Source organism: Pontibacter sp. HJ8 (genome assembly GCF_054824225.1).
Genome location: NZ_JSYF01000036.1, coordinates 1 through 21,868, shown reverse-complemented (window position 1 = coordinate 21,868; position 21,868 = coordinate 1). Strand labels below are relative to the sequence as shown.

Genomic DNA, 21,868 nt, shown 5'->3' with positions numbered 1-21,868 from the left:
ACCCTTCGCTGCATAACTGCCGCACCTAAAATAAATCAGCCGCCTTCCATGAATCTGCGCTCCAAATAGGGTTACATTTGCAACGCCTTTGGGAAGCTGATTTAACCTATGTTTCCGCAATTCAGCCGGGAGTTCCGCTATGTAGAAACTTATCTAAACGCTGGAGCCGGCTCTCCGGAATTTTACTGATCAGCTAAGGACCGGACGCCTGCTGTATACAGGAACAAGACCAGGAAGCGTTTGAATCATTATGCCGACGGCCCTGTTAGAGTCGTACCTCCTGCAGCGGAGAAGCATCAGCACCCTGCACGTCAGGCAGGCACATCCGGTTGTTTCGGAACAAACTGAGAGGCAGCGGCTTATTTTTATTTTAAAGTATTTTATGTTAGAAACGCTTATCTATACCTTCTTGCTGAGTATTTCTCCTTTTGGCGAAGCTCGGACAGGTATACCTTATGCCATTTTGAATAATGTGCATATTCTCTGGGCATTCCTGATCGGCACTGTTGCCAATATCCTGATTTTCCCGGTCTTCGTATGGCTCATCGACACGTTCAGCAAGGCATTCTGGCCGAACCGCAGTTATAAAAAGGGGGTTGTTTTCTTTTCTAGAAGAGCCCGGAAACTTGCAGGCGCCAACGTCGAGAAACATGGTTTCTGGGGCTTGATGGTATTTGTGATGGTCCCGCTTCCCGGCACCGGTGCTTATATGGGTACGATCGCTGCCATTCTGTTCAAGATCGAACGCAAAAGAGCTTTCCTGGCGATCACCCTGGGCGTAATCGCTTCCTCTGCCTTTATGGCCGGAGCTTCTTACCTGGGACTGCTGGGACTGGAAAAATTGTAATTCCTATACCTCTATTCGCAGCAGGACCTGATTCAAATCAAAGCGGCCTGTCTGCCATTTGCTCTCTGAGAGGCAATGGCAGACAGGCCGCTTACTTTATACAAACTGGTAACGGGATCAGGGCGCTGCGGCCAGCAGCTTTTTATTCGGCTTGCCTCCCATATAGAAGATGATCCTGCCGCCGTTCATGATCTCGGCGTGCGTCAGGTACGCGCGGTTGATGGGCTGGCCGTTGAGCTCCATTTTCTGCACGTATACGTTCTTGTCTTTCTGATTCTTCGCCTCGATGGTAAAGGTTTTGCCGTTTTCCAGGTTTATAGTGGCCGACTTCACAGCCGGACTGGTGATGGCGTACTGATCCGAGCCGGGCGCTACGGGGTAAAAGCCCAGCGCAGTGAAAATATACCAGGCGCTCATTTGCCCGAAGTCGTCGTTGCCGCCCAGGCCGTCCACGGTGGGTTTGTACATGGCTTTGAGCACCATGCGCGTGCGCTCCTGTGTTTTCCAGGGCTCATCGGTCCAGTTGTAGAGGTAGGCCACGTGGTGCGAAGGCTCGTTGCCGTGCACGTAATTGCCGATGATACCTTCGCGCGAAATATCCTCCGTGTTTTCAAAGTATTTGTCCGGCAGCTCCATCGTGAAGAGCGAGTCCAGGCGCTGCGTGAAGCGTGCCTTTCCGCCCATCATCGCGATCATGTCGGCCGGAGCGTGCGGCACATACAAACTATAGTTCCAGGAGTTGCCTTCGATGAAGCCCTGCCCGTGCGTGTCCAGCGGGTCGAACTCCTGCTTCCAGGTGCCGTCGCTCAGCTTGGGGCGCATAAAGCCTGATTTGGCATCGTATACGTTTTTGTAACTTTCGGCACGCTTGCTGAACTCTTCATAAATGTCCTGCCGGTTGAGCTTCTTGGCCATCTGCGCGATGCACCAGTCGTCGTAGGCATATTCCAATGTCTTCGATACCGAAGAGCCGTTCTTGTCTTCGGGCACAAAGCCCAGTTCCATGTAATAATCCAGGCCATCGTAGTAGCGGGTGCGGGCCGTCTGCACGCAGGCATCCAGCGCCCGGTTCACATCAAAATTCGCGTTTCCTTTCATCACCGCATCCGCAATTACGGGTACCGAATGGTAGCCGATCATGCACCAGTTCTCGTTGGCATAATGCGACCAGACGGGCAGCATTTTGTGCACGCTCTGGTCGTAGTGCGCCAGCATGGAACTCACCATATCGGCGTTGCGGGCAGGCTGCAGGATGTTGAACAAGGGGTGCAGGGCGCGGTAGGTATCCCAGAGCGAGAAGCTGGTATAGTTGGTAAAGCCATCGGCCTGGTGCACGTTCATATCAATGCCCCTATACCTTCCATCCACATCCATATAGGTGGTAGGGCCAAGGAAGGAATGGTACATGGCCGTATAGAAATTCACCAGGTCGTCTTTGCCGGCATCCACCACCACTTTGTTCAGTTCTTTGTTCCAGGCGGCCTGTCCTTCGCGCTTTACCCGTTCAAAATCCCAGTGCGGAATTTCGGCGCGCATGTTGGCCAGCGCGCCTTCCGTACTCACCGGCGAGAGGGCAAATTTTATCTTGATCTTCTCCCCTTCTGTAGTTTTGAAATCGAAGTAGGCGCGCAGTTTTTTGCCGGCCATCTCCGGGAAGTTTTTGGTCTGATCAAACTTGCGCCAGAAGCCTTTGTAGGCCTGCGCCTCCGAATAATCCTTGTTGCCATACTGGTAGAAGGGCTTGCTGAAGGACATGGCAAAATATACCGTGCGGGTACGGGCCCAGCCGTTGGTCTGCCGGTAGCCGGTGATGAGCGTATCGTTCTCCACGCGCACAAAGGTCCAGGTGGTTTTGCCGTCGTAGTTGTAAATGCCTGCCATCAGGTCGAGGATGATGTGCGCCTCGTCGGATTTGGGGAAGGTATATTGGTGCATGCCCACGCGGTTGCTGGCCGTGAGCTCCGCCAGGATGTTGTGGTCGTCGAGCTTTACTTTGTAGTAAGCCGGCTCGGCTACTTCGTTGGCATGCGAAAAGGCCGAGCGGTAGCCGCTTTGCGGTTTGTCTTCGGTGCCCGGGTTGAGTTGCAGCTTGCCGGTGGTAGGCGCAATCAGGAAATCGCCCAGGTCAGAGTGGCCGGTGCCGCTGAAGTGCGTGTGACTGAAACCGACGATCGTGTTGTCGTCGTGCTGGTAACCGGCGCAGTACTTGTAGACGTCCTTGTTATACTGGCCGTTCACCTCGTAGGGTATGGTATCGGTATCGGGGCTGAGCTGCACCATGCCGAAAGGTACCGTAGCACCCGGATAGGTATGGCCCATCTTGGCTGTTCCGATCATCGGGTTCACATACCTGACCAGGTATGTGGCAGGCTTGCTTTGCGAAGCCCCCAGCAGCGGCAGGAGCAACAGGGCAGAGAGTAGAATCTTTTTCATGGTAAGGATTTATGGGCAAATGATCCGGATAACAGGTACCCGTCAGGTATAACACAAGGTAGGCAGGAGTTGTGGTCTCAACTTTAAATTCCGTCCTGCCACAAGTTGGCGGCCCCGATCAGGGCAGCTGCCTCCCCCAGTTCCGCCACCCGGACAGGCAGCAGGCCGACCTGTCGGGCCAGGTCCTGCTTCAAAGCTGTTTCAAATAGCGGATAGGCTTTGCTGATATTTCCTCCCAGCACGATCACTTCGGGTTGTACTTCCTGCACGAACGCTACGAGAAAGAGGGCCAGGTTCTGCCCGAACTCACGAAACAGCGCCTCTACTACAGCGGACTCCTGGGGTGCCCTGTCGACGATGGCCTTTACATGTGGCACCTGCCTACCGGTCAGCTCCTCGTACCGCTTCACAAACCAGCGGGAGCACAGGTATTCTTCAGCTATACCTGTATGAAACGGGATCTTCCAGAGATCGGCATCCTCTGCCATTCCTCCCCTGTAGCGGGCAGTGCCCAGGCCGGTGCCCAAGGTCAGACCGATGGCGCGGCTACAGCCTTTGGCCGCTCCTGCGACTACTTCGCCCTGCAGAAAACAGGCCGCATCGTTGAGCAGCCTGATATCGGTTTCGGCCAGCTGAAGCTGCTCTGCGACCAGGGCCCGCACATTTACGCCGTACAGCGCGTCATATTTGCCCTGGTTCCGCATCAGGGCTATCCCGTTCGCATAATCAAACGGTCCGGGCATGGCTATACCTATTCGGGTCAGCTTGCCGCTATACCTGCCCAGCGCCTGCCGCATGATGTCTGCCCAGGCAGCCGTTACCTCCGCGCAGGAGCCTGTTGCTTCAATGCTTCCACGCACCACTGTATCCGGCAGAATCGTCCCGGTATGCAGGTCCACCACTGCGGCTGTCGCATGAGTACCGCCAATGTCTACCCCTAAGGCCAGCTTATTCATAATTTCAAAAGTGTAATCTCAACAGGAGTTCAAATAACAAATACTTTTCGGGAAATGAAAACCAGGGGCCTGTCTCATTGCCGTCCACTTAAGCAAAGGCTCTCCAATCTGTAAGGGATATCCTTATCCCCGTGTGCAGGTATAGGCGGGATAGGAGACCCGCAACGGAATTGATTCGGATGGAGAAATCCAAATCAACTTACGCCAGACTCCAGACCTCTAGTTGACGGCATTAGGGGCTTTTCCCCTGTTTCCTAATAAGTTTGATCCGGCAGGAAGGTATAGCTGCAGCTGGTGAAAGTAGTTTGGCAGGAACAGGGAACTGACTCTCCAAACTCTGCGCAAATCCGTTAGTCCTACAAACAGCTATACCTTGCCATGGAACAGGACAAAGCCTTACGGGATCAACTCACAAAGCTCATGCAGGGCGGACAGGCATTCCGCCCACTGGACGACGTGCTGCAGGGCATTACGGCAGACGATGCCGGCAAAGAGATGCACGGGCTCCCTTATACGATCTGGCAGCTGACAGAGCACCTGCGCATCACCCTGTACGATATCCTGGAATTCAGCCGCGACCCGGATCACGTGTCGCCCGAGTGGCCGGAAGAATACTGGCCCCGGGAAAGTGCCCCCGCCGATCAGGCTGCCCTGGACAAAAGCATACAAGCCATCTCGGAAGGGCTTGAAGCCATGGTACAACGGGTGCAGGATCCCGCCAATGATCTGTACGAAGCCTTCGCACACGGCAGCGGCCAGAACCTCCTGCGCGAAGCCATGCTGGTCGCCGAGCACAACGCCTACCACCTGGGCGAGATCGTCGTGCTCCGGCGGCTGCTGGGGACCTGGAAATAAACAGGTATAGCAGGGGCTCTTTTTTGGTTTCCATGACTCCCCGGGCATAGCCAAAAGCTGCACCTGTCACCGGCCTGGAAAACTATCTTCTTTCCTCTGCAGTATTTACAGGTATGGAAAATGCTGATAACATGCTGGAAGAAGCGAGTACTGTATTGCCAAACCCGAAGGCGCTCGTACCGGAATCTCTCAATGAAGTGAACGTACTGTTTATGGGTCCTGTCGAGAATGGCTACTTCAAGCCCGTGCCCGATAAGCGCAACACCCCTCCCCGCTGGGAAGCAGGCAGCTACAGCCTCGCAGCCGGGAAATGGCCCTCTCCCAGCCTGACCGCCGCGCTCATGGACCTGAGTACGTACAACGGCTACTCCATCATGGTGATTGCCTCCGAATGGAACGAGGAAGTGATCAGCCAGGCCCGCATATTCGGGGTGCTCAACAACACGGCCTGCGACGTGGTCAACAAGTTTGCCTACGAGCAACTCCAGGAAAAAGAAGATGAGATCTCGGCTTACGTATCCGGCATAAGCAACTGATCTTCTGGCAGCATGAAGGACACCCTTGACTGAGCCCGGGTAAATTACCGTGCCACCGTAACCGGTGTGGTCGGCTCTGGCACCGTGACCGGGATCAGAATGGTAAATTCTGTAAAACTGCCTTCCTCCGACTCCATCAACAACTCCCCGCCATGGCCTTTGGTAATGATATCATAGCTCAGGGAAAGGCCTAAACCCGTGCCCTGGCCGCTGGGTTTGGTGGTAAAGAACGGCTGGAACACTTTTTCCCTGACCGCCTCCGGTATACCGGTTCCGTTGTCCCTTACTTTTATTTCTACCTGTCCGTTCTTCCGGCTGGTACTTACCTCTACTTTGGGTTCATAGCCGGCTCCCAGCTGTTCCTGTTTCTGGCTTACTGCATACAGGGCGTTGTTGAACAAGTTCAGTAACACCCGTCCCAGTTCCTGAGGCACTACCTCTACCCGCTCCAGCTGTTCATCGTAGTTGGTTACCAGCGTCGCTTTAAAACCATTTGATTTTGCCCGGAGCCCATGGTACGAAAGCCGCAGGTATTCATCGGCCAGGGCATTGATGTCTGTCGGTTCCTTCTCTCCGGATGTGGACTTGGAATGCTGCAGCATACCTTTCACAATGCTGTCGGCCCGCTTGCCGTGCTGCTGGATCTTGTGCAGGTTCTGTTTCAGATCAGCCGTAATCGAAAGGAGCTGCTCTGTGTTGCCGGACGCGGCTTCCTGCTCCAGCTCCTCCACCAGTTCTCCCGACACTTCGGAGAAGTTGTTGACAAAGTTGAGTGGGTTTTGAATTTCATGGGCAATGCCGGCTGTCAGCTCGCCCAGGGAGGCCATTTTTTCAGACTGCACCAACTTGGCCTGCGTTCGCTTCAACTTGTGATACGCTTTTTCGATCTCACGCGCCTGGGCCAGTTCCCGCTCCCGCGCGCGGTATCTTTCCCGTTTGATGAGCCGCCTGCGCTGCAAGCGGTTAAAGTTGATCACTACCCCGATCAGCAGGAGCCCATAGCCCATATAAGCCCACCAGGTGTTCCACCAGTGCGGCCTGACCTGTACGGGCAGGGATCGTTCAGCCCAGGCACTATCGCTGTTGGCGATCTTTACCCTGAACGTATACTTTCCGGCGGGCACATTGTAGTAAGAAGCCAGGTGATCCAGGGTCGCTTTACGCCAGTCGTGGTCGTAGCCGTCCAACTTAAAGTAATACCGGTTCTGCTCCGGGTTACTGAAATGAATGCCCGTAAAACCGAATGAAAAAACATCCTGGTCAGGGCCCAGCTTCAACTCCCGGATCTCATTGAGCGGGGCTTTTAGCGGTCCCGAAGTGCCCGGTACTACCAGGTCATCAAAAACCCGCAAGGCTGTCAACACGATCTGCGGTGGAGTCGTGTTCGGTTGCCATTGTTCGGGTGAAAAAGAATAATAGCCCGACTTGCTGCCAAAATACAGCCTGCCGTCCCGGCCTTTGTAGCCGGCTGGGAAGGTAAAAGAACCCGGCACTACCCCATAGGACTCTGCCAGCAGGGAAATATTGCCGCGTTCCTTATCCAGGGTCATGAGCCCGTGCCTGGTGCTGAACCAAAGTTTCTGCTGATCGTCTTCCACCATACTTTGCAGTTGGGTGATGTCTTCGTTCAGATCAGAACTCAAGGAAATAAAGGCATCTGCCTTCCGGTCATACCTGTATACACCGGCACCTTCGGTTGCCACCCACAGCACGTTCCGGGCATCCTTGATTATTCTGGCAACATTGGTACCCAGGATGTATTTTTTTGCCTTGCCTGTCTTCGGGTCGAATTTGTTGACGCCCCCGCCGAAGCGGGTACCCACCCAGAGCTTACCACCTTCAGCTTCCAGGAGAGAGACCACGCCATTGTGGCTGATACTGTGTATATCATCCGGATCACTCCGGTGATGGGTAAAGGTACCGCGTTCCCGATCCATCTGGTCGAGCCCGAACCCGGTTGCGATCCAGAAATTGCCTGCCTTGTCCTCCAGCATGGAGTAGATGGGGCCTCCGCTTAAACTTGTCTCTTTTTTCTCGTCGTGCAGGTAGCGTGTAAAGGTACCGGTCTGGGCATTGTACCGGTTCAGATCCCCGCTGGCTCCTCCCAACCAGAAATCACCCCGACGGTCTTTGTAGATGGCATAAATGGTATCCGAGCTGATGCTGTTCGGATCTTTCGCGTTGTAGACGAAGTGCCTGGTCTCGCCACTTTTGATATCTTTATGCAGCAGGCCTTTGGAGGTCCCGACCAACAGAAAGCCAGCCTCGTCTTCATAAAAGCTGTATACCTCAGACGAAGTAGGGACGTAATTTACCCGATGGCGATGGGGATCTACCCGGAACAGGCTGCCGTTGGCCGTGCCGAACCAAAGAATGCCTTCCCTGGTGGCAAGCGCTGCCCAGATGTTGTTATCGTCCAGGCCTGTGATGCCGGCCTGGCTTTTCTGGTAAGAGGTGACTTTGCCTGTTTTAGGGTTGTATTGGTTCAGACCGCTGTCATAGGTACCGATCCAGACCGATCCTGCCGCATCTTCCAGAATGATATTGACTCCATCGTTCTGCTTTTCCTGGTCTACATAGGGGCGGCTGAGCTTTTCGGGTTGCTGCGCATCATAAGGTAGTCGTTCAAAGGTACCCGCCTTACGGTCCATCCGGTGCAAACCATCGCCGTGGGTCCCGACCCAGAAGTTGCCCCGGCTGTCTTCGTAGAGCGCCCGTACCCAGTTAGAGCTGAGCGTTTTTGTATTGGCAGAATCATGCATGAACCGCTCAAACGTACCGGTTTTGGGATTCAGGCGGTTGAGCCCGCCATCCTCCGGTTTGGATTCCCAGGGGCTGCCGGTTCCTACCCAGATGGTGCCTTGCCGGTCCTCGTAGATTGCCCGTACCTTGTTGCTGCTGATGCTGGCCGGGTTGGCCGGATCATGCTGGTAACGGGTAAACGTGCCGGTTTCCGGGTGAAACAGATTAAGGCCTTTGTGTGTGCCGACCCATAGGTTGCCTTTCCGGTCCTGCAGCAGTGCCGTCACTAGATCTTCGCTCAGGCTTTTGGAGTCGTGGGGGTTGTGGCGATAATGGGTGAATGTACCCGTTCCGGGATCAAATTTATCCAGGCCCGATGCCCAAAACCCGATCCAGATCGATCCGTCCCGGTCAGCTGCAATGCTTTCCAGGCGGTTATCGGCCAGAGAGTTCGCTTCATAGAGTTTGTGGGAGTAGGGGGTTAAGGTATACCCGTCGAAGCGGTACAGGCCGGAATGCGTGGCAAGCCAGAGAAAACCCTGTTTATCCTGCGCAATCCCGGCTATCAGACCCAAGCCGTTGTCTAAGCCACCGTCCTTGTCCGGACGAACTTTGGTAAAGATCAGATCCTGCCCCTGCAGGGAGCAGCAGGCTATGGCACACAGGAGCAGAACACACAAGAGGTGACGGATCATAAGGTATAGCATGGTCAATTATTCACAAGAATCTCTCTGGTATCGCATCACCTGCTAGCCGTGAAAAAACCAGGCAAAGGCCATGCAAACAGCACTTTTTCCTGATAACCAACCTATTAGCCCGACTACAGGCTGGTGTAAGTTCCGGGTAGAAGATCAACTGAACTACTAAGGTACTATTAAGAGTGTATTGGCAAGGGTGAGCAGCGACTTCTGAGCTGAAGAAGCAGAACGTGGAGGCAACAGGTTTTAGCTATTCGATACCTATTTACGAGTTCCGGGCACAAGAGTATACATTATTTCTAAAACTTATACCATTATACACCGGCATAATTCTATTAAACTTTCTCCATATTTATTAACTCTTCGTCATCTGAAGCGTTATATATACATAATAAAAGGCTATGGCTTAAATAGTTAAGAGAACAATTCTGAACAAACTATGCATCCTTTGCCTTTCCTAATGCAGAATCAGCCAAAACAGCAGCGTTTATACCTGGACGTTTGGACTTCCCGTAGCAGGCGCATGATTAAACCTGCCGGATAAGTAAGACAAACAGCAGTTTTCTAATAGATTTTTCGAATTCAAACTATACTTGATGATGCAGGTTGCATGCCATGTTATCACTGTTGCGATGAAAAATACAGCCTCCCTGCTCGTTTTCGGTTTTATGGTAGCTGCTGCCCCGCTCCTGGCCCAGAACCGGGCAATTGACAGCCTGACGACGCTCCTGCAACAGCATCAGCAAACGGACACGACACGCGCCCGGCTACTCAATGATCTGGCCTATGAGCTCAGAGGGACTGCCCCCGAAAAAAGCTACCAGCTGGCAGAAGAGGCTTTGCAACTGGCGCGCAAACTCAAATTCAGGAAAGTAGAAGCTACGGCGTTGCGCCGGATCGGCAGCTACCAGTACCAGCAGGCCGACTACCCGGCCGCCCTCTCCTTCTTCGGGCTGGCCCAGCAGGTCGCCACCCGGATCGGCGATTCTGCTACCGTTGCCTGGGCCCTGAACGGAAAGGGGACCGTCTACCACAGCCAGTCGGACTATCCCCGGGCGCTGCAGCATTACCTGCGGGCCGTGCAGGTATTCGAGAAAATGGGCAAAGACAAAGAAGCAGCTTCCATCATGGGCAACGTGGGCGTGCTTTATAAAGAAATGGGCGAACTGGCATCGGCCCTCTCCTATTTTCAGCGCGGCCTGAAACTGCAGGAACAGCTGGGCGATAAAAATGAGATTGCCCGCTTTCTCAACAACATAGGCGGTGTGTACAGCGACCAGAAAAAGTACCCGCAGGCGGAAGCGGCCTACAGGCGAAGCCTGGCTATTGCAAGGGAAGAAGCGAATACGCAGCTGGAAGCCCTTGTGCTGCGCAACCTTGTGGAAGTAAAAGGGCATCAGAAGCAGTATGAGCAGGCGCGGACCTATGGCACCCGTTCTATCCGCCTGTACCAGGCTTTGGGTGAAAAAGAAGGCGTGGCAGATGCCTCTTACCAGCTAGCCTCAGTATACCTGGATGCCCGTCAACCGGACAGTGCGCTCTACTATGCGAACCGCGCTTTGTCGCTTGCGCACGAGATCGGCTTTAAGCGAAACATACACCATACCTACCAGGTACTGGCCCGGGCCTATGCAGCCAAAAACGATTACCCGCAAGCCTACGAGGCCCAGCAAAGGTATACCGCTTACAAGGACAGCCTGACGGGCGAGGACACCAAAGGCATGTTGGCCGCTTTGAAATTTCAGTACGAGCTCGATAAAAAGCAAGCTGAAATTGCGCTGCTAACCCGGGACAGACAGCTGCAGGCAGAGCGGGCTGCCAGTCAGCGACAGCAGAAATACGCCGTGCTGGCAGTGCTGGGCCTGGTCGCCCTGATCGCAGGTATACTGGTTCTCCATAACCGGAGACAGCAACAGACCAATGACCTGCTCCGAAAGCAAAAAGCGGAAATAGATGAGCAGGCGCAGCGCCTGCAAGAACTGATAGAGGAGCTCAACACTTCGAATGAGGAATTGCAGCACCAGAAACAAACGATCACCGTGCAGCGGGACCACCTGGAGGAAACCCTGCAGGATCTGAAAATAACGCAGGAACAGCTAGTACAACGTGAAAAGATGGCTTCGCTCGGGGAAGTAACGGCCGGTATTGCCCACGAAATCCAGAACCCGCTCAACTTTGTTAACAACTTTTCGGAGTTATCCATCGAGCTGGTACAGGAAATAAAGGAGGAGGTACAGCAGCAAGCCGACAACGACAAGACAACGCCTTTGAACAGCATGCTGACCGACCTGGAACAAAATCTGAACAGGATAACACAGCACGGCAAACGGGCGGACTCTATTGTGAAAGACATGCTGCAGCACTCGGGCAATTCCAGCGGCGAGAAAAGAGGCATTGATCTCAATGCGCTGGCCGACGAATTTCTGCGCCTCTCCTATCATGGCCTGCGGGCCAAAGACAAAGATTTCAATGCCAAACTGGTCATGGACTTTGACCCCGCGCTCGGCAAAGTAGAAGTGGTGCCACAGGAGATCGGACGGGTTTTGCTCAATCTCTTCAACAATGCCTTTTATGCCACCCATCAGTCAAAAGCGCAGTCCAATGGGCAATACCAGCCGGAGGTGAAGGTTAGCACCCGGAAGCTTTGCAAGAAGGTGGAAATCTGCGTCCGGGATAACGGGACAGGTATACCCGCCTCGGTGGCAAACAAAATATTTCAGCCTTTCTTTACCACCAAACCTACCGGAAAGGGTACCGGCCTGGGTCTCTCCCTGAGCTATGATATCATCACCAAAGGGCATGGCGGAGAGCTGAAGATGGAAACAAAAGAGGGAGAGTATACCGAGTTTACGATCTGCTTACCGGTCAACAATTAAAAGCTTAGTTTTTGAGGAACATGATGGAGACGGAGATACTGAAAAGAACGCATGTGTATGTGGCACATCAGTTACCAACCAATGGCTCGGATCAGACAAATAACCCTACGCTGCAGCATACGCAGGCGCTCGTTGCCACGGCTGAGGAAATCGGGCGAGCCTCCGGCTTGCCTGAGCACGAGTTGCAACTGCTGTTGCTCGCCGCCTGGCTGCATGACCTGAGCAACACAACGGCTGCTCCCCTCCTGGCTGATAGCCGATTCCACCCGGTTGAATTTCTGGAAAGCAGTGGCTTGTCGGCCGCCGAAATAAAGCAGGTACAACAAGGTATAGCTGCCACCCGGTATCCGCAGCATCCGCAAAACAAGTTAGAAGAAGTGCTCTGCGATGCCGTGGCCAGTTTCCTGGCATCAGAAGACTACCTGGTACAGCAGGAACGGAAAGCCCGGCTTACACCGGGTGATAAACAGGAAGAGCTGGGTTGGATCAAGGCGCAAAGAAACTTGCTGAAAAAACACACCTACTTTACACCCTATGCCCGGCAAACGTATGCCGCCGGCATAGAGCATAATGTACGATTGCTGAAACAAAAGCAGCAGGAGTTCATCCAAAGCACGACCGAACTGCAAGCCCCGGCGAAAGGAAAACAAAAGAGTAGGAAAAACCGGCAGCAAGCCAAAGAGCAGAAAGCACTCAAAGGAGTTGAAACGATGTTCAGGACTACGATGGCCAGTCATCTGCAGTTGAGCGCAATCGCCGACAGCAAAGCCAATATCATGATCTCCATCAACGCCATCATTGCCTCCATCATGCTGTCCTCTTTTATCAAGAGTTTTTCAAACGTACCCCACCTGATCATTCCGGCTTTCCTGCTCACCACTGTCTGCATCCTGACGACCATCATCGCTGTCTTAGCCACCCGTCCCAATATCAAGTCCAGGGCGCTTGGAGCAGGCAAGATCGATCTACTTTTTTTCGGAGACTATACCCAACTGAGTGCCGACGTGTACCGTTCCGGCATGCGCGAACTCATGCAGGACCCCGACCGTTTGTACAACACGATGATCGACAACATATACCTGCAGGGGAAAGTGCTGGAAAAGAAGTACCGCCTGCTGAAGTTATCGTATACCGTCTTCTGGCTTGGCCTGTGTATCGTACTGGTCAGCTATGCCGTGGCCTGGTTCTATTTCAGGTAAAATGCTATACCCATACCCATACCTATACCTATACCTGAGCCATCAGGTATGCCCCGTGTCTTTGCCATCAAACGCCAATGTTTTGAGCTTCCCCTTGAGCAGGTTGAAATCCAGTGGCTTGGTCAGGAAATCGTCGGCCCCGAACAGCATGGCCTGCTGGTGATTCTCCTTGTCACTATAGGCGGTGATCATGATGATCATCGGCGGGGCCACTTCATATTTCTTGCGAAGCAGGCGTAGCAGTTCCAGGCCGCTCATACCGGGCATGTTGATGTCCGAGAGTATGAGCACGACCTCAAAGGGGTGCTTCTCTACATAATCGTAGGCTTCTTCGCCCGAAAAAGCAAAAGCCAGGTCTACGGATCCGGCCCGGATCTCTTTGCGGAAACGCTGTTCAAAAAGTGGCTGAACATCTGCTTCGTCGTCAACTATCAGTATCTTCATAAACTATTCAAGTTGCATGGTTGATTTCATTCGTTTACTGCACCGGCCGGGTTTGTCCGAAGCGGTCCGGCCGGTCTGTTCCGGTAACCGGCTATACCTTACAAAAGGCTTGGTTCTTCTGCCGATGCAGGATACTGCAGACCGGCGCTTTTGCTATCCATGATGCGAAGGCGCCGGCAGAGCGTTTTCAGAATCCCCTTCAGCACTTCCGGATTGTTCAGCATGATCTCATAAAAAGGCTCCTGCTCCAGTTTCAGAAGTATCGCCTCTTCCAGGGTGGTGGCACTGGCCGATCTTCTTTCAGCATCCAGTACCGAGAGCTCCCCTACTATATCGTTTTCTTCGAGCAGGGCCAGGGTCAGGTCCCCGTCGTGTATGCGGATCTTTCCTTTAAAGATGAAGTACATGCATTTCCCGATCTCCCCTTTCGGGAAGATACAGGCACCGGGAGCCAGGTAAATTTCCTCCAGCACGCCGGCTAATCCGACCAGTTCCTGTTCGGGTATACTTCGGAACGTCTCCGAACACCGCAACATCAGCACTTTTTCTATCAGCAGCATAGTATCATACCTGGCTTAACATCGATGCAACATACCTCCTGGTTTCCAGGAACAGGGCATCTTCCTGTTCCGGTTTTTCATCCAGAACGGAAAGAAGGAAATCTCTGTCCTGAAGCCGGGGAATCAGGTAGCAGGCAACAGACCGCGTCCAGGAAGTACAGCCGGCCCTGTTCCCGTTCAGAATCTCCCCGATGATGGCGGCCGTTTGGCCCGTCCTGGTCTGAGCCCGATGCAATTGCTTGCTTTTCACATCCAGCACAAACTCCAGGAGCGTATCCAGGCCGGTGAAGTATTTCTTGGGTACCAGCAATTCGAGCATCTCCACTGCATTCGAAAGCTTCTGCGTGTATCCCAGCTTATAGAGTTCTATGATTCTGTCTATACGCTGTTGGTGATAGACAAGGGAAAGCCCTTTTAAGATACTTTGTATATCCTGTTGTATTTCTGAGTAAAGCGCCTCCTGCAGAAGTGTAGCTTCCTGATCGGCCATCAGTTGCAGGTAGTACTTCCTTTTCAGCAGGCCCTGCTCCAGCCGGATATCGAGCCACTGCTCCAGCACCTGGCTGGTTACCAGACTGGGCGACGCCTTTTTTTCCCAGAGCGCTTCCACGACCAGGTTGGCTTTAGCCGGAAAACGCTCCAGCGCCGCATCCAGGAAAGCGGTGGAATGCGGTCCTTTTATCCGGCCTGCAGTTTTGATCAGCAGCTCCGCCAGCGGCTCCGACAGCTCCTCTTTGCATACATAGGCAGAGGTATACACCGGATCTCCGAAGGAAAGCAGTGCCTTCTGCAAAGCACCGTACGCATGATACCGTTCGGCCACTTCTGCGGCTGCATCAAACAACTGGTCGTACCGGACCTGGCCGGCCACCTCAATGGCCCGGCGGTATACTTCCGGTTCGGTATCCTGCAACAGATCGTCCACCAGGTGTTCGTATTTTTTAGCCGCTAACTCAGAAATGACAGCCAGGGCCATCAGCTTTTCTTCTGCCTCGCCCGCTGCCATTTTGGTCAGCTCCTGATCCGCTACCGGGTGTACCTCCCCCGGCCGGCTCAGGAGACCAAGCAGGGCGGCTTTCTTACAGGCTGGGTCCAGTTGCTGCAGCGTACTTCGCTGTAAAAGTTCATCTCTATCTTCCAGGAAAAACTGCGCCTTGGTGAGCAGGGGCTTTAACCGGGCTTCGGGCATACCGCTGAGTTGCGCTTTGATCAGGGGCAGAGCGCCGGTCACCCTGTTTTCAATGATCCTGGCGAGTACGTAGGCCTTCACTTCGAATGCGCTGTTTGGCAGTTGCCGGAGGAGCAGGTCGTGTATACCCGGGTAGCCCGATTGCTCCAGCAGATCCAGTGAATGGATCACCTCCTGCGGTTTCGCGCTGGCTGTCTTTTGCACCAGAAGCTCGCGGACAGACTGGCTGTTCAGGAAGAGTTCGGTACCGGTAAAAAGCCCTTTTCGCAAAGCCCCGACCAATGTGTGCAGGTATGCCTTACGGATCAGGAAAACGCTGCCGGCCCAGACGATCAGCAGGAAGGCCAGGAGTTCGGACACGAAATTAACCGATAGCTCCCCGTAGCGGCGGAGGTAAAAGGCCAGCAAAGCCCCTGCAACGAACAGGGCAAAAGGCATGGTATTGCCTTTGGCGATCACATGGCCCTTCAGCCTGCTGTGCGGGTCCAGCGGCTGAAAAAGCACCAGCACAACGGGTTCCTGCAAGGTGGAGCGCAGCACCTCTGCCAGCAGCACCATCACGCCAAAAATATACAGGTACGTGGACATGCCTTCGCTTTCGAGCAGGATCACCAGGTTCACCAGAAACAGCAGTACAGGTGCAATGAGCAGAGAATTGGTCAGTCCCAGCCGTGCAATGACCCGACTGCTGAAAAGGAGCTTGAACAGGATAGCCAGTAAGCGGCCGAAGGCAAAGAAGACAGCGATAAAGGATGCCAGTTCCCGGCTGCTGGTCCTTCCTACTTTGATCTCGGAAAGAAAGGTATAGTCGATCAGCAACAGGATGGTGTAAGTGATGAGGAACCAGATGGCAATGCTCAGGATGAGATTGTTATGAAAAAATTGCCCGATAACCGATTTCCCGGCATGATGCGGAGCGGATGCATCCGGCTGCGGAGCGGCGTCTTCCATACCTGGGCTGCCGTCAGCGCTATACCTATACCTGCTGAGCAAAGCGAAGGCTGCTATAAAACTGCCCACCGACACCCACAGCAAATTCGTTACCCCGATAAAGGGCACCAGCACCGAAACAGAAACATAGCCCAGCAGCTTGGCGGGCAGATCGCCTGCTCCCACGATCGAAAACAGCCGCTTGCTCTCCCGCACATTGAACAGCATGGAAACCATTCCCCAGAAAGCCTGGCCGATCAGCAAATAGATGACCAGGTTCCAGATAACCAGCCCGATCGTCAGCCACGCCAGGGAAAAAAATTCTAAAGCCAGCCAGCAAACCAGCACGGAAGCAGCCGAAAAAAGAGCTGCCAGTTGCAGGAGCCTGCCCGGCGCAAACCGGGGCTCTACCCGCGCATAGCCAAAGTTGAAGAGCAACAGACAGGCTCCGGCAGCTAAATAAACGGTCGGCAATACGGTTACTTCGAATGTTGAGAGGAAATGCGTCAGACCGCACGTTGAAAAAAAGGCAATACCCGCACCCAGCAGAAACTGGATCAGGAAAAGAAATCGGACCAGTTTCACCTCCCCCTGCTTGATGTTGAGCAGCTTCGATGTGTTTCTGAACATATAGTGGCTGTTATGGCAATCGGTATGGCTGGCTTGTGTATCCTGCAGACCTAGCGCTCAGTGATCATATATTTTAAAATTCTAATAATATATGTACTTATTTTACGAGAGATAGCTACAAAAGTAAGGTGCAAACGTAAAACCTGCTGCATAGCAGGCCCTGTTACAGAACAGCCTGCCGTTGAGCAGGCGATGCGGGCGGAAGCAAGGCTGTATACTGAACCAGCTGCTGTAACCGTTTTGTAAGTACTGCTTTGCCTGCACCACGCCAGGTGGCAACGTATCCGAGAAAAACCAGCCGGAACATGACCTTTGGGAAGGTCAGCACGCGTAAAGGAAAAGGAAGAAACAGGTGAAGCATGCCAGGAAGCAGATTATGAAAGGAAGAGCGGCAGAAAAGGCTGTTTATAACATACTTAATTACAGACTCCAGGCAGGCCAGTCACTTGGCCTGTACCGGAGCATCTGCCAGTACCTCGTCCGGAAGGACAAAGTGAGCTATACCAAACTGCTCCGGCTGAAGTATGCCCTGCTTCAGGATGATGTGGATTCCAGCGTGAGGGATTACCTGGTGATGGCCAGCCTGCTAAAGCTCATGCAGCTGAAACACCCCCTCATTCTGTCAGCACTTGTTTCTACCACCCTACACCCTTCCTGAGCAGGAGAAAAAGTTCGTAGCTTGTTCCCAAGTCATCTGTTTCAACCTGAGCAGATACCAGCATACCACAGCAAAGGGCGTCTCTTCTTGTACGCTAGCTCTATAAAATTAACCCTTGCCCGTCTTCAGCGTTAAATCAAAGATACAGCAAAACCTTTGATTATGAACACGTTGCAGCCATACACCCCTGCACACCCGCCACCTGATCAAGATTTTATATCTAAGAAAATACACCGCCACATTGAGTGCTGGCTACCTGCAGGTTGTGATCAAGCTGCCGGATGGCATGCCAGAAAGTTGAAAGGAAAACGAAAGAGGAACAAGCCTCTGGTTTAGGTTAAGTAGTGGATGGTAACTCTTTATGAAAACTTTCATCTGCCTTCTCCTGGTGATCTGTTGCGTACCCTACCTGTGCATTGCCCAAGGCATAGAACCGGCAGGCATTACGCTGAAAAGTATACCCGGGGATGGTGTTCTGTTGGATGAAGGCTGGAAGTTTCAGGTAGGCGATAACCCCGCATGGGCCCGTCCGGATCACCATGATCAGCACTGGCAACCCATCGATCCGACTCTGGATATTCAGGAATCATTGCGTCAGATCCCCCGGTCCGGTATAGCCTGGTTTCGCCTGCATCTGGCAGTAGATCCCTACCTACGGCAACAACAACTGGCGATGCTGATTCAGCAATCAGGGGCGTCGGAGATCTACCTGAACGGCCGTCTGATACACCGCTTCGGAAGTATAAGCGCTGCCCCCGGGCTGGTTCGGGCTTATGATCCTATGCTGAAACCTATTCTGCTTCCTTTATCAAACGAGGCGCATCAGGTACTGGCTATCCGGTTTGCGCTCCAGCCCGGGGTACTCTACACAACCATGTTCGAATCCTCAAATCCTGCCTTTTGGATCAGGATAATGGACCTGAATACAGCTATAGAGGAGTATGGCCAGGACTTTTCCGTTGCGTTGATGTTCTGGACATTCATTGTCGGTGCCTGTGCGTTGCTGATTATCCTGCACCTGGCTTTCTATGTGTTTTACCCCCAACAGAAAGCGAACCTGTATTTTGCCCTTTTTGCGCTGTTGTTTATGGTCCAGAACAGTATCAGAATCTGGCACTTACTGGAGGGACACCAGGTAGCGCACCGGTTTCTGATTTTCAATGTATGCTTTGCCCTGATACTGGTGGCCGACCTGTTCCTGCTTCTGGCCATCCACCAGCTGTCGGGCCAGAAACGGGACAAATTTTATTACATCCTTATTGCGCTGGTGATCAGCAGCATTTTCCTGGTTATACCGCAATATGGCTGGGGCTGGATAGCAGGTGGAGCAATGCTGGAAGTAGTGATCAAACTAAACATGCTGCGTATTGCGCTACTGGCTGTAAGAAGAGGTAAACGGGGCGCCCGCATCATTGCCTGGGGAGCCATCTCCTGCCTTTCGTTCTTTGTAATTTTCCTTTCCCAGGGGGTGCTCACAAGAGATTTTCTTTTGGGGCTGACTCCCTTCCGTTCCGTGCTCTATATCCTGTCGACTATGAGCATCCCCATTGCCACCTCCATCTACCTCGGGCTTGATTTTGCTTTTATCAACAGCACCCTGAAAAAGAAGCTGGAGGAAGTGGAAGAACTTTCTCAAAAAACCCTGCTACAGGAAAAAGAAAAACAGGAGATACTTTCATCGCAAAAAGACACGCTCGAAAAGCAGGTGGAGGAAAGGACCGCTGAACTAAAAGAATCGCTGCAAGAGCTGAATGCCACCCAGGCGCAGCTCATACAGAAAGAAAAAATGGCTTCGCTGGGTGAGCTGACGGCCGGCATCGCGCACGAAATCCAGAACCCGCTTAACTTTGTCAATAACTTCTCAGAAGTATCGGAAGAGCTATGCAGTGAGTTGCAACAGGAACTGCAATCCGGCCATACCGCCGGGGCGCTCCCCCTCGCACTTGATCTACAGCAGAACCTCTTCCGGATCCATCATCACGGCCAGCGGGCCGACTTTATTGTGAAAGGTATGCTGCAACATGCCCGTACCGCTACCGGCGAAAAACAACTCACCGATATCAATGCCCTGGCCGAAGAAATCATGTGCCTCTCCTACCAGGGCCTCCGGGCAAAGGACCAGGAATTCAAGGCTGAACTGGTGACAGACCTGGATGCGCGCCTGAAAAAAATGGAGGTTGTTCCCCAGGAGTTAGGCAGGGTTTTCCTTAACCTGTTCAACAACGCCTTTTATGCGGTGCATCAGAAGAAGCTCCGTTCAAAAGACCACTACCAGCCCGAAGTACGGCTCAGCACCCGGCAGGAAAACGGGAAAGTAGAAATCAGAGTATGGGACAACGGAGTAGGTATACCGGAAGGTATCCGAAACAAGATCTTCCAGCCCTTCTTCACCACGAAGCCGGCCGGGCAGGGTACCGGGCTGGGATTATCCCTGAGCTATGATAGTATCACCAAAGGGCACGGCGGCGAACTGAAAGCCGAATCCCGGGAAAATGAGTATACCGCCCTGATCATCACCTTGCCGGTTAAGCAGCAGTAAGCCGGTGATTATCAGCAGCTAGACAGCTTACTCCAGCACCTCATACGTCATCACAGGGTTTACCTTGTTCTTGAGGGTGAGCTCCCCTATCGGCTTACACAGGAAGGACTCTTTTATCTGCTGGTACGACTTTTCGGTGATCACGATCTGCCCGGGCTGGGCCATGGACTGCAGCCGTTGCGCCACGTTCACGACATCCCCGATGATGGTATAATCCAGCCTGCGCAGCGATGCAGAGCCAATGTTACCCGAAACCACCTCCCCGGCATTAATGCCGATGGACACCTTGGGCTTGTACACGATATCGCCCGGCAGCTTTTCTTCAAAGGATTCCATTTTTTTGCGGATGGCCAGGGCAGTTTCCACGCACTTGTCGAGGTGGTACTTGCCCTGAAAAACGGCCATGACCGCATCGCCCAGGAACTTGTCTACATGGCCGCCCTGCTCGATGATCTCGTTCACCATCAGGTCAAAGATCCGGTTGAGCAAATGCACCAACTCGTTGGCCGACACCTGCTCCGATATGCTGGTAAAACCGCATATATCGATGAACATGACCGCCGCTTCAACCGACTCGTTCTTGAGCAGGCTGTTTTCGAACTCGGTGTGCGTCATAAAGCTCAGCACCGACTCGTCCACATACATTTTCAGGATGTTGTTCTCTTTAATGGCCTGCAGCGTGGTGCGCATCTGGTTGACGTGCTGCAGCGTTTTGTTCACGGTCACCTCCAGGTCTTCAAAGTCTACCGGCTTGCAGATAAAGTCATAGGCGCCCCGGTTCATGGCCATGCGGATGTTTTCCATATCGCCGTAAGCCGATACGATCACGGCCTTGATGATCGGGTTGGCCTCCGGAAGCTTGGTGAGCAGGGTAAGCCCGTCCATACCCGGCATGTTGATATCGGTCAGTACGATGTCGAGGTCCGGGTTTTCCTGTACTTTCTGCAAGGCCTCTACGCCATCCTGGGCAAAAACAAACTCATAGGAGTTATCCCGTATCTTGCGCCTGAACTTCTGCTTGATCAGGAGCTCCATATCGGCCTCATCGTCTACCACCAGTATCTTTGCCATCAAACTCAGTGTTTTAAGTACTTATACCAACAAGTCGATATCCAGGGCTACTCAACAGGAAATCAACTGAATAAGAGGGAGGAGTCACCGCATTCTACTCCCGCAGCACCCGCAGCAGAGCCATTAGTTTCTGCCGCATCAGGCTGATCGTCAGGTATAGCAAGTATACTAATTTCTAGCATTCTTTTTACACGCTATTGATCATTAACAAGAGAAACGCTTGTAAGGTTACTTTGCAGAGCCAGAAGATTTTACGAAGTAAAGCGCAATCCGCAGAAGCAGCGCCGCTTTTGCCGCCATCTTTACAATTACTGAAGGCAAAAGTGCGGGCCTCAGCCCCTGCTCCGCTTCACTTTCGGGAACAGCTGGCTGATCTGGATCACCAGCTGATTCAGATTTCTCCATCCGAATCTACCCTGTTACGGGTTTCCTAACCCGCCTATACCTATACCTATACCTATACCTATACCTATAGACGTACCTATAGACGGCAAGTGCAGCCTATTAAAGTTCTGTCATTCTGTTAAGGAACCTGTGAGAAATAGAGGGCCCCTCCCCCCGGAGGTTAAGCTTCTGCTACCCGCGGGGAAGGGGCCCTCTTTACCAGGATTCTTTCAGGATGACAAAAAAGGAGACGCTATACCTGCACATGGGGATAAGGATATCCCCTACAGATTGGCTTCGGGATTGGGAAATCCCGAAGAG

At 53.0% G+C, this 21,868-nt stretch carries 15 protein-coding genes; 7 read left to right on the top strand and 8 right to left on the bottom strand.

What is annotated here, in order from left to right; all coding sequences use genetic code 11:
• Positions 1-382 precede the first annotated feature (382 nt).
• A complete protein-coding gene (locus tag OB13_RS01940; RefSeq protein ID WP_461488457.1) occupies positions 383-847 on the top strand; it encodes a COG2426 family protein in 465 nt (154 codons plus the stop codon).
• A gap of 117 nt (positions 848-964) precedes the next feature.
• Here the strand turns inward: OB13_RS01940 and OB13_RS01935 are convergent, their stop codons facing one another.
• Positions 965-3,280, bottom strand: coding sequence for a GH92 family glycosyl hydrolase (locus OB13_RS01935; protein WP_461488456.1), 2,316 nt, complete (start codon positions 3,278-3,280; stop codon positions 965-967).
• Between the two features lie 83 nt (positions 3,281-3,363).
• Positions 3,364-4,236: an ROK family protein gene (locus OB13_RS01930; protein ID WP_461488455.1), complete on the bottom strand. Its 873-nt coding sequence runs from the start codon at positions 4,234-4,236 to the stop codon at positions 3,364-3,366.
• A gap of 378 nt (positions 4,237-4,614) precedes the next feature.
• On the opposite strand from OB13_RS01930, the gene OB13_RS01925 reads away from it, so the two are divergent.
• Together OB13_RS01925 and OB13_RS01920 are read left to right on the top strand one after the other, a co-directional pair.
• Positions 4,615-5,091 (top strand): DinB family protein, encoded by a 477-nt coding sequence (locus OB13_RS01925; RefSeq protein WP_461488454.1) that lies wholly within the window; start codon positions 4,615-4,617, stop codon positions 5,089-5,091.
• Between the two features lie 113 nt (positions 5,092-5,204).
• A complete protein-coding gene (locus OB13_RS01920) occupies positions 5,205-5,627 on the top strand; it encodes a hypothetical protein (protein ID WP_461488453.1) in 423 nt (140 codons plus the stop codon).
• A 44-nt stretch (positions 5,628-5,671) separates the two neighbouring features.
• Here the strand turns inward: OB13_RS01920 and OB13_RS01915 are convergent, their stop codons facing one another.
• Positions 5,672-9,064, bottom strand: coding sequence for a two-component regulator propeller domain-containing protein (locus tag OB13_RS01915; RefSeq protein WP_461488452.1), 3,393 nt, complete (start codon positions 9,062-9,064; stop codon positions 5,672-5,674).
• 635 nt (positions 9,065-9,699) lie between these two features.
• Between OB13_RS01915 and OB13_RS01910 the strand changes: the two genes are divergently transcribed.
• Both OB13_RS01910 and OB13_RS01905 read left to right on the top strand, forming a co-directional pair.
• Positions 9,700-11,943, top strand: coding sequence for a tetratricopeptide repeat protein (locus OB13_RS01910; RefSeq protein ID WP_461488451.1), 2,244 nt, complete (start codon positions 9,700-9,702; stop codon positions 11,941-11,943).
• A gap of 20 nt (positions 11,944-11,963) precedes the next feature.
• On the top strand, positions 11,964-13,142 hold the full coding sequence (locus OB13_RS01905; RefSeq protein ID WP_461488450.1) for a Pycsar system effector family protein: 1,179 nt from the start codon (positions 11,964-11,966) through the stop codon (positions 13,140-13,142).
• 42 nt (positions 13,143-13,184) lie between these two features.
• Here OB13_RS01905 and OB13_RS01900 read toward each other — a convergent pair whose 3' ends face one another.
• The 3 genes from OB13_RS01900 to OB13_RS01890 all read right to left on the bottom strand — a co-directional run bounded on the left by OB13_RS01900 (position 13,185) and on the right by OB13_RS01890 (position 16,895).
• Positions 13,185-13,586, bottom strand: a complete 402-nt coding sequence (locus tag OB13_RS01900; protein ID WP_461488449.1) for a response regulator — start codon at positions 13,584-13,586, stop codon at positions 13,185-13,187.
• A 98-nt stretch (positions 13,587-13,684) separates the two neighbouring features.
• On the bottom strand, positions 13,685-14,146 hold the full coding sequence (locus OB13_RS01895) for a Crp/Fnr family transcriptional regulator (RefSeq protein WP_461488448.1): 462 nt from the start codon (positions 14,144-14,146) through the stop codon (positions 13,685-13,687).
• 4 nt (positions 14,147-14,150) lie between these two features.
• On the bottom strand, positions 14,151-16,895 hold the full coding sequence (locus OB13_RS01890; protein ID WP_461488447.1) for an NTP/NDP exchange transporter: 2,745 nt from the start codon (positions 16,893-16,895) through the stop codon (positions 14,151-14,153).
• Between the two features lie 376 nt (positions 16,896-17,271).
• Here OB13_RS01890 and OB13_RS01885 point away from each other — a divergent pair, with 376 nt between their 5' ends.
• Both OB13_RS01885 and OB13_RS01880 read left to right on the top strand, forming a co-directional pair.
• On the top strand, positions 17,272-17,553 hold the full coding sequence (locus tag OB13_RS01885; RefSeq protein ID WP_461488446.1) for a hypothetical protein: 282 nt from the start codon (positions 17,272-17,274) through the stop codon (positions 17,551-17,553).
• 361 nt (positions 17,554-17,914) lie between these two features.
• Positions 17,915-20,092: an ATP-binding protein gene (locus OB13_RS01880; protein WP_461488445.1), complete on the top strand. Its 2,178-nt coding sequence runs from the start codon at positions 17,915-17,917 to the stop codon at positions 20,090-20,092.
• A gap of 27 nt (positions 20,093-20,119) precedes the next feature.
• Here the strand turns inward: OB13_RS01880 and OB13_RS01875 are convergent, their stop codons facing one another.
• Both OB13_RS01875 and OB13_RS01870 read right to left on the bottom strand, forming a co-directional pair.
• Positions 20,120-21,166 (bottom strand): adenylate/guanylate cyclase domain-containing protein, encoded by a 1,047-nt coding sequence (locus OB13_RS01875; RefSeq protein ID WP_461488444.1) that lies wholly within the window; start codon positions 21,164-21,166, stop codon positions 20,120-20,122.
• Positions 21,167-21,391: 225 nt separating this feature from the next.
• Complete coding sequence (locus OB13_RS01870) at positions 21,392-21,568, bottom strand: hypothetical protein (RefSeq protein ID WP_461488443.1); 177 nt, start codon at positions 21,566-21,568, stop codon at positions 21,392-21,394.
• Between the last annotated feature and the right edge of the window lie 300 nt (positions 21,569-21,868).

Bases quoted from the DNA above. Each gene is read 5' to 3' on its own strand.
- OB13_RS01940 (WP_461488457.1), top strand. From the start codon at position 383: ATGTTAGAAACGCTTATCTATACCTTCTTGCTGAGTATTTCTCCTTTT.
- OB13_RS01935 (WP_461488456.1), bottom strand. From the start codon at position 3,280: ATGAAAAAGATTCTACTCTCTGCCCTGTTGCTCCTGCCGCTGCTGGGG.
- OB13_RS01930 (WP_461488455.1), bottom strand. From the start codon at position 4,236: ATGAATAAGCTGGCCTTAGGGGTAGACATTGGCGGTACTCATGCGACA.
- OB13_RS01925 (WP_461488454.1), top strand. From the start codon at position 4,615: ATGGAACAGGACAAAGCCTTACGGGATCAACTCACAAAGCTCATGCAG.
- OB13_RS01920 (WP_461488453.1), top strand. From the start codon at position 5,205: ATGGAAAATGCTGATAACATGCTGGAAGAAGCGAGTACTGTATTGCCA.
- OB13_RS01915 (WP_461488452.1), bottom strand. From the start codon at position 9,064: ATGATCCGTCACCTCTTGTGTGTTCTGCTCCTGTGTGCCATAGCCTGC.
- OB13_RS01910 (WP_461488451.1), top strand. From the start codon at position 9,700: ATGAAAAATACAGCCTCCCTGCTCGTTTTCGGTTTTATGGTAGCTGCT.
- OB13_RS01905 (WP_461488450.1), top strand. From the start codon at position 11,964: ATGATGGAGACGGAGATACTGAAAAGAACGCATGTGTATGTGGCACAT.
- OB13_RS01900 (WP_461488449.1), bottom strand. From the start codon at position 13,586: ATGAAGATACTGATAGTTGACGACGAAGCAGATGTTCAGCCACTTTTT.
- OB13_RS01895 (WP_461488448.1), bottom strand. From the start codon at position 14,146: ATGCTGCTGATAGAAAAAGTGCTGATGTTGCGGTGTTCGGAGACGTTC.
- OB13_RS01890 (WP_461488447.1), bottom strand. From the start codon at position 16,895: ATGTTCAGAAACACATCGAAGCTGCTCAACATCAAGCAGGGGGAGGTG.
- OB13_RS01885 (WP_461488446.1), top strand. From the start codon at position 17,272: ATGAAAGGAAGAGCGGCAGAAAAGGCTGTTTATAACATACTTAATTAC.
- OB13_RS01880 (WP_461488445.1), top strand. From the start codon at position 17,915: ATGAAAACTTTCATCTGCCTTCTCCTGGTGATCTGTTGCGTACCCTAC.
- OB13_RS01870 (WP_461488443.1), bottom strand. From the start codon at position 21,568: ATGGAGAAATCTGAATCAGCTGGTGATCCAGATCAGCCAGCTGTTCCC.